5 protein-coding genes are annotated in these 13,929 nt (G+C 45.2%); 2 read left to right on the forward strand and 3 right to left on the reverse strand.

Annotated features, from left to right (window positions below; translation table 11 throughout):
- Window positions 1-124 precede the first annotated feature (124 nt).
- Window positions 125-8,866, forward strand: coding sequence for an MBG domain-containing protein (locus KZP23_RS16935; RefSeq protein WP_226332957.1), 8,742 nt, complete (start codon window positions 125-127; stop codon window positions 8,864-8,866).
- Window positions 8,867-8,925: 59 nt separating this feature from the next.
- Window positions 8,926-9,882: a PorP/SprF family type IX secretion system membrane protein gene (locus KZP23_RS16940; RefSeq protein WP_226332958.1), complete on the forward strand. Its 957-nt coding sequence runs from the start codon at window positions 8,926-8,928 to the stop codon at window positions 9,880-9,882.
- Window positions 9,883-9,943: 61 nt separating this feature from the next.
- Here KZP23_RS16940 and KZP23_RS16945 read toward each other — a convergent pair whose 3' ends face one another.
- From KZP23_RS16945 to topA, 3 genes are all read right to left on the reverse strand, one after another.
- On the reverse strand, window positions 9,944-10,657 hold the full coding sequence (locus KZP23_RS16945; RefSeq protein WP_226332960.1) for a pirin family protein: 714 nt from the start codon (window positions 10,655-10,657) through the stop codon (window positions 9,944-9,946).
- Between the two features lie 44 nt (window positions 10,658-10,701).
- Complete coding sequence (locus KZP23_RS16950; RefSeq protein WP_226332961.1) at window positions 10,702-11,385, reverse strand: SIR2 family NAD-dependent protein deacylase; 684 nt, start codon at window positions 11,383-11,385, stop codon at window positions 10,702-10,704.
- A 129-nt stretch (window positions 11,386-11,514) separates the two neighbouring features.
- Window positions 11,515-13,836: a type I DNA topoisomerase gene (topA, locus tag KZP23_RS16955; RefSeq protein WP_226332962.1), complete on the reverse strand. Its 2,322-nt coding sequence runs from the start codon at window positions 13,834-13,836 to the stop codon at window positions 11,515-11,517.
- Window positions 13,837-13,929: the final 93 nt, after the last annotated feature.

The raw sequence follows: 13,929 nt of genomic DNA on the forward strand, positions 1-13,929 counted from the left end.
AACACCGGTTAATCGTCACTCCTGAAAAACAGATAGGGTAAAGTAGTGATCAAACCTCTGTCTATCGTCAACGATCTATTAACCTGTTTTGAAACGATAAGAACAACAATCATAAAGACATGAAATGATGAAAAAACTTTTACTCATAGTGTTACTGCTAGGCATGCACCTATCGGTTTTAGGTCAGGTCCAGTTTTGGTCCGACGACTTTGAGGATCCCACTTCCCCTTCCAGCGGTATCCGAACACCTTCAAATAACGGGGGAAGCAGTAGTGCCTATTTTAAACGAGCTACAAACGCTGACTTAGATTTAACAACCGCATCAGATGGTAATTACTCCAACTTTCAAGGCACTTATTTTTGGGCCGGTGAAGATCATGATGGACCCTTTGCAAACGATGAACAAAATATTGTCTGGAGTGGCATTAATATTACCGGAAAAACAGGTATTACTTTTAAAGGCTTATTTGGCGCACAGTCCACTAATGATGCCTTTGAGAATGTCCTTGCCGGGTATTCTCATTCGGATTATGTTATTGTAGAATATAGCATCGATGGTGGAATTTATGTACCTCTGATCTCTTTCTATTCAACAACTGACATAGAAAACAAAAAGCTTTACGAAGACACTAACAATGACGGGATAGGTGACGGAACTTTATTAACAAAAAGTTTCCAAGAATTTAGTAAATCCATATCCGGAACCGGAAATCAACTTACCATCCGCCTGAGAGCTTATTCAAATAATACTTTCACTGAAGAATGGGCCGTGGATAATTTCAGGTTATCGGCTACCGAATCGAATGCCGCCCCTACCGCTACCGCTCCTTCAGTACCCTCCGTGGAGGAGGATGATACCAATGTGGCCTTATCCAACGATATCCAGATCAGCGATGCGGATGGAGATGGCCAAACGGTGACCTTTACCATTACCGGGGGAACCCTGACGCTGGGGACTTCCGGGATTACTTTCGGTGGTGGAATGAATGGAAGCAGTAGTTTCACCGCTTTAGGCACCCTGGCCAATATCAATGCCGCCTTGGATGCCGCTACTTTTACACCTACTCCTGATTTATATGGCCCCGGGGTAGCGACCATTTCTTTTATTTCCAATGATGGTACGGATAACTCCAATACCGCTTCGGTTACCTTTGATATTGCTGGGGTAAATGATGATCCTACCATCATAGGTTTACCATCCTCTATCACGGTAGAGGAAGATGCGACTGAGGATCCTTTTGATATTTCAGCAGCCACCATCGGCGATATCGATGCGGAAAGTGGGGAGTTGACAATAACACTGGAAGCTACAGGAGGAATATTTGATATAGCGGCCGGTACAGGAATCACCATAACAGGTCATATGTCTGGTTTATTAACACTGACGGGTAATTTGACGGACTTAAACAATTATATAAATAGCCCAAGCAATATCTATTTTAGACCAGATGCCAATCTTAATGGAAATGGAGCCGCTTCCGTGGAAGTGTCCATAAACGATAATGGGAATACCGGATCCGGGGGAGGAAACGATATAGCCATCGGGACGGTCAGCATTGATATCACCCCTGTAAACGATGCGCCTACCGCAAGCGGTGTAGCCATTAGTGGTACATTGACCGTTGGTGAAGAGCTGAATGGTACTTATACTTATGCGGATGTGGACAATGATGCGGAAAGCGGATCCACCTACCAATGGTACCGGGCTGACGACGATGGTGGAACCGGTAAAACCGCTATTACCGGAGCGGAAAACCAAGATTACACCCTCCAGGCCGCAGATCAGGGCAAATATATTAGCTTTGAAGTGACACCCAATGACGGTACCCTTGCAGGAACCGCGGTAGAGAGCGATTTGGAAGGCCCTGTAAAAATCGGACAGACCATCACTTTCCCAAGTATTCCTACAAAAACTTATGGAGATGCTTCCTTTACCTTAGGTGATGCACAGACCGATCAGGGCTTGACCGTAACCTATACATCAGATGACCCCACAGTAGTGGACATCACAGGAAACCAAGCGACCATTTTAACGGCTGGATCTACCCAAATTACCGCCACCCAGAGCGGGGACGGGACAACCCAAGCTGCCACGCCAGTGGCCCATACGTTAACCGTAAATCAGGCTACTTTAACGGTAACCGCCGATGACCAAAGTAAAGTCTATGGTGAAGCTGACCCAGCCTTGACGGTTAGCTATGACGGATTTGAAAATGGGGACGATGAAAGCGATCTGGGTGGCACACTCAATGTGAGCCGAGCAGCCGGAGAGGATGTCGGCGACTATGCCATCAACGCTTCCGGCCAGACTTCAGCCAATTATACCATCAACTATGTGGCAGGAAACCTGGAAATCACATCAGCTACTTTAACGGTAACAGCCGAGGATAAATCCAAAGTCTATGGTGAAGCTGACCCAAGTTTAACAGTCAGTTATGCGGGCTTTGTCAATGGAGATGATGCAACAGCCTTGGGCGGCACATTGGATTTAAGCAGAGCAACTGGAGAGGATGTCGGCAACTATGCGGTTATGGCATCGGGCTATAGTTCATCGAACTATATGATCAGCTATGTAGAAGGCAACTTTGAGATTACGCAGGCAGCCTTGACAGTAACCGCCGATGATAAGTCTAAGGTTTATGGTTCCACTGATCCAGGATTGACCGTTAGCTATGCAGGTTTTGTGAACGGTGATGATGCAACAGCCTTGGGCGGCACATTGGATTTAAGCAGAGCAACTGGAGAGGATGTCGGCAATTATGCGGTTATGGCATCGGGCTATAGTTCATCGAACTATACGATCAGCTATGTAGAAGGCAACTTTGAGATTACGCAGGCAGCCCTGACAGTAACGGCCGATGATCAGAGCAAGGTTTACGGAGCAGCCGATCCAAGTCTAACAGTAAGTTATTCGGGATTTGTGAATAGCGATGATGAAACTGTCTTGGGCGGCACACTGGATGTAAGCCGAACTGCCGGAGAGGATGTAGGTAACTATGCGATTACCGCTTCTGGTTATACATCCGGTAACTATACGATCAGCTATGTGGATGGAAACTTTGAGATCACGCAGGCAGCCCTGACAGTAACGGCCAATGGCCAAAGCAAGGTTTACGGTGAGGCTGATGGTGCTTTAACAGTAAGTTATTCAGGATTTGTGAATAGTGATGATGCAACTGTCTTGGGCGGCACACTGGATGTGAGCCGTGCTGCCGGAGAGGATGTAGGTAACTATGCGATTACCGCTTCTGGTTATACTTCCGGTAACTATACGATCAGCTATGTGGATGGAAACTTTGAGATCACGAAAGCAGCCTTGACAGTTACCGCAGATGACCAAAGCAAGGTTTACGGTGAGGCTGATGGTGCTTTAACAGTAAGTTATTCGGGATTTGCGAATGGTGATGATGCAACTGTCTTGGGCGGCACGTTGGATGTAAGCCGAACTGCCGGAGAGGATGTGGGCAACTATGCTATTACGGCATCCGGTTATACTTCCGGTAACTATACGATCAGCTATGTGGATGGCAACTTTGAGATCACCAAGGCAGCCTTGACAGTAATGGCCAATGACCAAAACAAGGTTTACGGTGAGGCTGATGGTGCTTTGACAGTAAGTTATTCGGGATTTGTGAATGGTGATGATGAGACGGCCCTGGGCGGTACATTGGCTATTAGCCGAACTGCCGGAGAGGATGTAGGTAACTATGCGATTACTGCTTCAGGTTATACATCCGGTAACTATACGATCAGCTATGTGGATGGCAACTTTGAGATAACGAAAGCAGCCCTGACAGTTACCGCCGATGACCAGAGCAAGGTTTACGGAGCAGCCGATCCAAGTCTAACAGTAAGTTATTCGGGATTTGTGAATAGCGATGATGCAACTGCTTTGGGCGGCACACTGGATGTAAGCCGAACTGCCGGAGAGGATGTGGGCACTTATGCGATTACCGCTTCTGGTTATACTTCCGGTAACTATACCATCAGCTTTGTGGATGGCAGCTTTGAGATTACCCAAGCAGCCTTGACCGTTACCGCCGATGACCAGAGCAAGGTTTACGGAGCAGCCGATCCAAATTTAACAGTAAGTTATTCGGGATTTGTGAATGGTGATGATGCAACTGTCTTGGGCGGCACACTGGATGTGAGCCGAGCAGCCGGAGAGGATGTGGGCACTTATGCGATTACCGCTTCTGGTTATACTTCCGGTAACTATACCATCAGCTTTGTGGATGGCAGCTTTGAGATTACCCAAGCAGCCTTGACCGTTACCGCCGATGACCAGAGCAAGGTTTACGGAGCAGCCGATCCAAATTTAACAGTAAGTTATTCGGGATTTGTGAATGGTGATGATGCAACTGTCTTGGGCGGCACACTGGATGTGAGCCGAGCAGCCGGAGAGGATGTGGGCACTTATGCGATTACCGCTTCAGGTTATACTTCCGGTAACTATACCATCAGCTATGTGGATGGCAACTTTGAGATTACCCAAGCAGCCTTGACCGTTACCGCCGATGACCAGAGCAAGGTTTACGGAGCAGCCGATCCAAGTCTAACAGTAAGTTATTCGGGATTTGTGAATAGCGATGATGCAACTGCTTTGGGCGGCACCTTGGATGTGAGCCGTGCAGCCGGAGAGGATGTGGGCAACTATGCGATCACTGCTTCTGGTTATACTTCCGGTAACTATACCATCAGCTATGTGGATGGCAACTTGGAGATAACGAAAGCAGCCTTGACAGTTACCGCTGATGACCAGAGCAAGGTTTACGGAGCAGCTGACCCAAGTTTAACAGTAAGTTATTCGGGATTTGTGAATGGTGATGATGCAACAGCTTTGGGCGGCACACTGAATGTAAGCCGTGCAGCCGGAGAAGATGTGGGTAGCTATGCGATTACCGCTTCTGGTTATACTTCCGGTAACTATACCATCAGCTATGTGGATGGCAACTTGGAGATAACGAAAGCAGCCTTGACAGTTACCGCTGATGACCAGAGCAAGGTTTACGGAGCAGCTGACCCAAGTTTAACAGTAAGTTATTCGGGATTTGTGAATGGTGATGATGCAACAGCTTTGGGCGGCACACTGAATGTAAGCCGTGCAGCCGGAGAAGATGTGGGTAGCTATGCGATTACCGCTTCCGGTTATACTTCCGGTAACTATACGATCAGCTATGTGGATGGTAACTTGGAGATCACGCAGGCGAGCTTGACCGTTACCGCTGATGAGCAGAGCAAGGTTTACGGTGAGGCTGATGGTGCTTTAACAGTAAGTTATTCGGGATTTGTGAATGGTGATGATGCAACTGTCTTGGGTGGTACACTGGATGTAAGCCGAGCAGCCGGAGAGGATGTGGGCACTTATGTAATTACCGCTTCTGGTTATACATCCGGTAACTATACGATCAGCTATGTGGACGGCAACTTGGAGATCACCCAAGCAGCCTTGACCGTTACCGCAGATGACCAGAGCAAGGTTTACGGAGCAGCCGATCCAAGTTTAACAGTAAGTTATTCGGGATTTGCGAATGGTGATGATGCAACTGCTTTGGGCGGCACATTGGATGTGAGCCGTGTAGCCGGAGAGGATGTAGGTAACTATGCGATTACCTCTTCTGGTTATACTTCCGGTAACTATACGATCAGCTATGTGGATGGAAACTTGGAGATCACGCAGGCAGCCCTGACAGTAACAGCTGATGACCAATCCAAGGTTTACGGTGAGGCTGATGGTGCTTTAACAGTAAGTTATTCGGGCTTTGTAAATAGTGATGATGAAACTGTCTTGGGCGGCACACTGGATGTGAGCCGAGCAGCCGGAGAAGATGTGGGCAACTATGCGATCACGGCATCAGGCTATACTTCACCGAACTATACGATCAGCTATGTGGATGGCAACTTGGAGATCACGAAGGCAGTCTTGACAGTTACCGCTGATGACCAGAGCAAGGTTTACGGTGAAACTGATCCTGCTTTAACAGTAAGTTATTCGGGATTTGTGAATGGTGATGATGAAACGGCCTTGGGCGGTACATTGGCTATTAGCCGAACTGCCGGAGAGGATGTAGGTAAATATGCGATCATTGCCTCTGGTTATACTTCCGGTAACTATACGATCAGCTATGTGGATGGCAACTTTGAGATTAGCCAAGCAGCCTTGACCGTTATCGCAGATGACCAGAGCAAGGTTTACGGTGAGACTGATGGTGCTTTAACGGTAAGTTATTCGGGATTTGTGAATGGTGATGATGCAACTGTCTTGGGTGGTACATTGACAGTAAACAGAGCAGCCGGAGAGGATGTGGGCAATTATGCGATTTCGGCATCCGGTTATACTTCCGGTAACTATACGATCAGCTTTGTAGATGGCAGCTTTGAGATTACCCAAGCAGCCTTGACAGTAACGGCCGATGACCAGAGCAAGGTTTACGGTGAGGCTGATGGTGCTTTGACAGTAAGTTATTCGGGATTTGTGAATGGTGATGATGCAACTGTCTTGGGCGGCACATTGGCTATTAGCCGAGCAGCCGGAGAGGATGTAGGCACTTATGAGATTACCGCTTCTGGTTATACTTCCGGCAACTATACGATCAGCTATGTGGATGGAAACTTCGAGATCACGAAGGCAGCCTTGACAGTATCAGCCGATGACCAGAGCAAGGTTTACGGTGAGGTTGATGGTGCTTTGACAGTAAGTTATTCGGGATTTGTGAATGGTGATGATGCAACTGCTTTGGGCGGCACATTGGCTATTAGCCGAGCAGCCGGAGAGGATGTAGGTAACTATGCGATTACTGCCTCAGGTTATACTTCCGGTAACTATACGATCAGCTATGTGGATGGCAACTTGGAGATTACCCAAGCAGCCCTGACAGTTACTGCCGATGACCAGAGCAAGGTTTACGGTGAGGCTGATGGTGCTTTAACAGTAAGTTATTCGGGATTTGTGAATGGTGATGATAAAACTGCTTTGGGCGGCACCTTGGCTATTAGCCGAACTGCTGGAGAGGATGTTGGTAACTATGCGATTACCGCTTCTGGTTATACTTCCGGTAACTATACGATCAGCTATGTGAATGGCAACTTTGAGATCACGAAGGCAGCCTTGACAGTTACCGCAGATGACCAGAGCAAGGTTTACGGTGAGGTTGATGGTGCTTTGACAGTAAGTTATTCGGGATTTGCGAATAGTGATGATGCAACTGTCTTGGGCGGCACATTGGATATGAGCCGAACTGCTGGAGAGGATGTTGGTAACTATGCGATTACCGCTTCTGGTTATACTTCCGGTAACTATACGATCAGCTATGTGGATGGCAACTTGGAGATTACCCAAGCAGCCCTGACAGTTACTGCCGATGACCAGAGCAAGGTTTACGGTGAGGCTGATGGTGCTTTAACAGTAAGTTATTCGGGATTTGTGAATGGTGATGATGCAACTGCTTTGGGCGGCACATTGGCTATTAGCCGAGCAGCCGGAGAGGATGTAGGTAACTATGCGATTACTGCCTCAGGTTATACTTCCGGTAACTATACGATCAGCTATGTGGATGGCAACTTGGAGATTACCCAAGCAGCCCTGACAGTTACTGCCGATGACCAGAGCAAGGTTTACGGTGAGGTTGATGGTGCTTTAACAGTAAGTTATTCGGGATTTGTGAATGGTGATGATAAAACTGCTTTGGGCGGCACCTTGGCTATTAGCCGAACTGCTGGAGAGGATGTTGGTAACTATGCGATTACCGCTTCTGGTTATACTTCATCTAACTATACGATCAGCTATGTGAATGGCAACTTTGAGATCACACAGGCGAGCTTGACAGTATCAGCCGATGACCAGAGCAAGGTGTATGGAACAGTAGATCCTATATTGAGTTATACTGCTTCCGGCTTTGTCAATGGAGATGATGACGGCATTTTGACAGGAGGACTGAGTAGGGCTGCCGGAGAAGACATCGGAGTTTATGCCATCAATTTGGGCAGCTTGTCTGCTGGAGATAATTATAATATTGTTTACCAAGCGGCCAGCCTTACCATACTGGCCAGAAAAATAGAGGAGGTTTACGAACCTACTGCGGTTACCGTGGACTGGGGAATCGATTTGGTCGAAATACCTTTGCCTGAAACAGTATTGGTGAGAACCGAACAAGATGAATTCATTAATCTGGAGGTGAATTGGAATGTATCCACAGTGGATACCAGGAACAGGGGAGCTTACCGTATAACGGGGACCTTACAACTACCAGGAACCATCTTGGGAGAAGGACTACCTGTACCGTTTATGTTTGTCAATGTAAATGCCAAGCCGGCCCCAGTGGACCTTGTCCTTGACAATAACAGTTTCGAGGCCCAGAACGGCCCTGTAGCGATAGGCAGCATCACGGTGGTGGATCCAGTGGATAACCAACATGTTTTGGAACTTGTTTCCGGAGCAGCGGACAATGGCTATTTCTCCCTTTCTGGCAACAGCCTGTACTGGGACAGCCAGGAAGCATTGGCGGGCAGAACTGCTTTCTCGGTCGAGGTGATGGTGGTGGATGCCGATGGCAATACACTTTCCAAGGTCTTTGAGGTCAACAGGCTGAGAAAATCCCTGAACGATATCGTGATCTACAATACCTTCAGTCCAAATGAAGACGGTACCAATGATACTTGGGGTGTTGAGGAGCTCAGGTACCAGACCGGTGTAAGGATCATGATATTTGAAAAAAGTGGTAACAGGCTCTTCTATACCGAAAATCCTGAAAAAAGGTGGGATGGAACCTATAAGGGCAAGGAAATGGCAGTAGGGAGCTATTTCTGGGTAATCGAGTCCAAGGAAGATGATAAGGTACGAAGAGGCACCCTTAATTTATTGAAATGATGAAAAGGTTTTGTCAAGTAATTAAAGATTGTTTTGGAAATAGAAAGCCAGTTAATCAAATGAAAAAGGTTTTAGTTTATACATTGATGTTCATGCTGTCGGCACCTTTGATGGTGCTGGGGCAGTCGAGAAAATACATTAGCCAGTTCAACTTTTTCCAGAGTTACTATAACCCCGGGTTGACCGGTTATGAGGGCAGTACTTTAAGGGGCTTTGTCAGGAACCAATGGAGTGGTTTTGAAGGAGCGCCAAGGACCATGTTCTTTAGTGCGGAGCTGGATTTCGGGGAAATGAAAGGAGAGGAAGATCCTGCCCTGATGGGCAAAAATGCGGCCAGCCTCAACCTATTGTTCGATGAGTACGGGGCCTTCAGGGAAACCTCCCTGGTGCTGGGCTATGCCAGCAGGATCAGGCTGACAGAAAAGCACAACCTGCGCCTGGGTGCGGGGGTAAGCTATACCAATGTCAAACTGGACGGCACGTCCATGACCGTGGAGCAGCAGAACGACGAATTGCTGGGCCAGTATATCGGCGGCTTTTCCGATATGCAGATCATCGACTTCAATGTAGGCCTGGCACTGACGCACGAAAAGTACTACCTGTCCTATGCCATGCACCAGGTTAATGGGGGCAGCATTTCCAGCGGAGATGAATTTATGGAAGGCAGGCCGATCAACTATATTGTACAGGCGGGCTACCGGGAGGCCCTGAGTGATCAGGTGTCCGTAATCGGGAATTTCTTTTACCGCAACCAGGAGGACCTTCCGGACAATATAGAATTTAACCTGAAGGCTCTTTTGATGGACAAGTTCTGGCTAGGGGCAGGGCACCGGGTGGATTATGCGAACAATTTGCAGCTGGGCTTCCTCTTGAAACGGGTGAAGGTGGGCTATGTCTATGAGTTCCCGACCAATGGGAGTTATCTCTTGCCCGGCAATACCCATGAGTTCATGGCCATATTCAACCTATTCAGGACCAACGAAAGAAAGCATGCCAAGGAGGTGTTGATTTGGTAGGGATATTATTGTCTACTAATAGAAACGGGCTCTTGAAAAATTCAAGAGCCCGTTTCTTTAATTAATTCATGGGTACTTCCATCAGTAAGACTTGAGAGTTGGCATGAGATTTTAGATTGAACTTAGAAGTGTCAGACACAGCCAAGCCATCTCTTGCACTCAATTCAATACCATCCAAATCAAGTTTTCCATCGAGAACAAAAATATATACACCATTATTTTTAGGATCTTTAAGGGTATAATCAACTGAGCTGCCTTGTTCGAAATTGCCCAAATGAAACCAGGCATTTTGATGTATCCAAACCCCATTGTCATCTGGATTGGGAGATAGGATTTGAATCAACTGATTTTTTGGGATTTCTTTTCCAAGTGTGATTTGATCATACCTTGGGGCAACATTCCTTTTGTTGGGGATAATCCATATTTGAAGGAATTTTACAGGTTTATCTTTGTTTTTATTGTATTCACTATGGAGAATACCTGTTCCGGCGCTCATCACTTGAATATCTCCTTCTCTAATAACCGTTGTGTTTCCCATGCTATCTCTATGTTCCAAATCACCCTCAAGTGGAATTGAAACAATTTCCATGTTGTCGTGAGGATGGGTACCAAATCCCATTCCAGGAGCCACTTCATCATCATTTAGTACCCGTAGTTTCCCAAAATGAATCCTATCAGGGTTATAATAATTGGCAAAACTGAAAGTGTGAAAAGAGTTAAGCCAACCATGATTGGCATTTCCACGACTGTTCGCCTTATGTAAAACGGTTTTCATTGTAGTCATATTTAATTAGTTGCTTGTATTGGAGACCATTGCATTTACTTTAATAATTGCCTCAATTTCCCTACTCCTATACTTGCCTGTTCTTGAATAATGGTCAAATTTTCTTTGAGTCCAGTTATCGGGATGTTTACATCAATAATGTATTTTTGGGTGGAATGGTTTGTATACTGAATAAGGCTTGCTGCGGGGTACACCTGTAAAGAAGTCCCAATGACAACAAATATATCGGCCTCTTGCGCAGCTTTAATTGCTGGATTCATCATTGGTACCATCTCTCCGAACCAGACAATAAAAGGCCGCAATTGGCTTCCCTTTTCACATTTATCTCCTAATTTAATTTCCCATGAATCCATATCATAGACTAATTTGGGATCTAGGGTACTTTGGGATTTGAAAAGTTCACCATGTAAGTGAATGATATTAGTGGAACCAGCCCTTTCGTGCAAGTTGTCTATATTTTGGGTAATGATGGTGACATCGAAATCATTTTCAAGTTCTGCCAACCCATAATGAGCAGCATTTGGTTTTACGTCTAATGCCTGTTTCCTCCTTTGGTTATAAAATTCTAAAACAATTTCCTTGTTCCTTCGCCAGCCTTCAGGGGAAGCCACTTCCATAATATCATGGTTTTCCCATAGTCCATTACTGTCTCTAAATGTCTTGATTCCGCTCTCTGCGGATATTCCAGCACCTGACAAAACCACCAATTTCTTTTTCATCTTACTTTACTTTCTATAGTATAAAAATAAACAAAGTTTCTAGAATACGTTTAAGCTAGCATCAGGTTCCGTATGTTATCAGTCTTTTGTATGTGCACAAAAAAACCGGAACAAAGTCCGGTTTAAAAATTATTTTTTCTTTTTGGAAAACCTCCCTTTTTTCTTCTCAGGTTGGTTTTCTATGATCTCAATGGTTTCTTCATAGCTGAGCTCTTCTGCCACTTTATCTTTTGGAATTTTGAAATTGTTTTTCCCAAACTTAATATATGGCCCCCATCTACCATTCAAGATTTGGATATCTGGATTTTCATCAAAGCTCTTGATGTGTTTCTTGGCATCCGCTTCCCGCTTGTCTTTGATAAGTTGTATCGCTTCAGCCTCTGTAATGCTTAATGGATCCAGTTCTTTTCCTAAAGAAACGAACTTACTATCATGTCTGATATAAGGACCAAATCTACCTATAGCCGCGACAATCTTTTTGTCTTCAAACATGCCGACATCTCTCGGTAGTTTGAAAAGTTCCATGGCATCTTCAAAGGTAATACTCTCTATAAACTGTCCTTTTTTAAGGCTGGCAAATTGCTTTTCTTCATCATCTTGGTCACCTATCTGCACCAAAGGTCCAAACTTACCCAAACGGACAATTACTGGTTTGCCAGTCTTAGGATCAGTCCCTAGTTCTCTAGAGGAACTCACATTGGCCCTTTCCACTGTTTCCGCTTCTTCAACGGTATTGTGGAATTTACCGTAGAAGTTTTCGATCATATCATCCCATTCCTGTAAACCATGGGCGATATCATCAAATTCCTTTTCAACCTTAGCGGTGAATTTAAAGTCAATGACATTCGGGAAATGTTCTACCAAAAAGTCGTTGACAACCATGGCAATATTGGTAGGGAAAAGTTTGTTCTTATCAGAACCCGCATTTTCTGTTTTTTCACTTTTTGAAAATGCACCCTTTTTAATGATCATTTCGGTGTAATTACGAGGTTTTCCATCTCTGGACTCCTTGATGACATAATTACGCTTTTGGATGGTCGAAATGGTAGGGGCATAAGTAGAAGGTCTACCGATTCCCATTTCTTCCAGTTTCTTTACTAAAGAGGCTTCAGTATACCTGGCAGGAGGCCTTGTAAAGCTTTGTCTGGCCTTCATTTCTGTCAGGTCCAGTTCCTGACCGATGGTCAATGGAGGCAATAAGCCTTTACTTTGGTTGTTATCCTCTTCATCTTCGTCATCAGTACTTTCAAGGTAAACCTTTAAGAAACCTTCAAATTTGATCACCTCACCATGAGCACTTAAGTTCTGGTCGGAATTGCTGATAGCGATACTTACATGCGTCTTTTCCAGTTGAGCATCAGACATTTGGGAGGCAATCGCCCGCTTCCATATGAGCTCATATAGTCTTATTTCATTTCTTTCCGTTCCGGCTTCAAGATTGGAAAAATTGGTTGGTCTGATGGCTTCGTGGGCCTCTTGCGCACCTTCAGATTTGGAGGTATATGTTCTTGCCTTATGATATTCGCTGCCAAATGCACTGACTATTTGGTTTTTGGCACTTTCCATGGCTTCAGCAGATAGGTTTACACTATCTGTTCTCATATAAGTAATCTTACCTGCCTCGTATAACCTTTGGGCAATGGTCATGGTTTGGGAAACCGAGAAGCCCAGTTTCCTACTTGCTTCTTGCTGAAGGGTAGAAGTGGTAAAAGGGGCTGCAGGGGTTTTCTTTGCTGGCTTTTTCTCCAGGTTTTTGATGGAGAAGCTGGCATCCAAACAGTTCTTAAGAAACTCCTCGGCTTCTTCCTGAGTTTCAAACTTCTTCGGTAGCTCAGCATTCAATACCTTACCCTTAACATCAAAAATTGCTGTTATTTTATAGGAAGACTTTGATTCGAACTTCTCAATTTCTCTTTCTCTCTCTACAATAAACCTTACAGCGACGGATTGTACTCTACCAGCTGAGAGACCAGCTTTAACTTTTTTCCAAAGTACTGGGGATAATTCAAAACCTACCAATCTGTCCAAAATCCTTCTGGCTTGCTGGGCATTGACAAGGTCTATATCTATAGACCTTGGGTTTTCTATGGCTTTGATGATTGCGTTTTTGGTGATTTCCCTAAATACGATCCTCTTGGTATTGTCCTCTTTTAACTTGAGCACCTCTTTAAGATGCCATGAAATGGCTTCTCCCTCGCGGTCATCATCACTTGCTAGGTAAATGGTCTCTGCGTCTTTTACCAAGCTTTTAAGCTGTTTGATCACCTCTTTTTTATCAGAAGTAACTTCGTAAGTTGGATGGAATTTATTTTTTATATCAATGGCCTTATCTCCTTTGGGCAAATCACGGACATGTCCATAGCTAGATGCTACTTTGAAATCCTTACCGAGATAACCTTCGATGGTTTTGGCTTTGGCGGGAGATTCGACAATGACTAAATTTTTTGGCATAGTGATATGTTTTATCTGGAAGCGGTGATTATTATAATCATGCTCAACAAAATTCAAAAATAGAAGCGATTATATTCTCCTCCAAATATAAAT

The sequence above is a fragment of the Echinicola marina genome (assembly GCF_020463795.1).
GTDB lineage: Bacteria > Bacteroidota > Bacteroidia > Cytophagales > Cyclobacteriaceae > Echinicola > Echinicola marina.

Coding starts and splice junctions, on each gene's coding strand:
- KZP23_RS16935 (WP_226332957.1), top strand. CDS start 125: ATGATGAAAAAACTTTTACTCATAGTGTTACTGCTAGGCATGCACCTA.
- KZP23_RS16940 (WP_226332958.1), top strand. CDS start 8,926: ATGAAAAAGGTTTTAGTTTATACATTGATGTTCATGCTGTCGGCACCT.
- KZP23_RS16945 (WP_226332960.1), bottom strand. CDS start 10,657: ATGAAAACCGTTTTACATAAGGCGAACAGTCGTGGAAATGCCAATCAT.
- KZP23_RS16950 (WP_226332961.1), bottom strand. CDS start 11,385: ATGAAAAAGAAATTGGTGGTTTTGTCAGGTGCTGGAATATCCGCAGAG.
- topA (WP_226332962.1), bottom strand. CDS start 13,836: ATGCCAAAAAATTTAGTCATTGTCGAATCTCCCGCCAAAGCCAAAACC.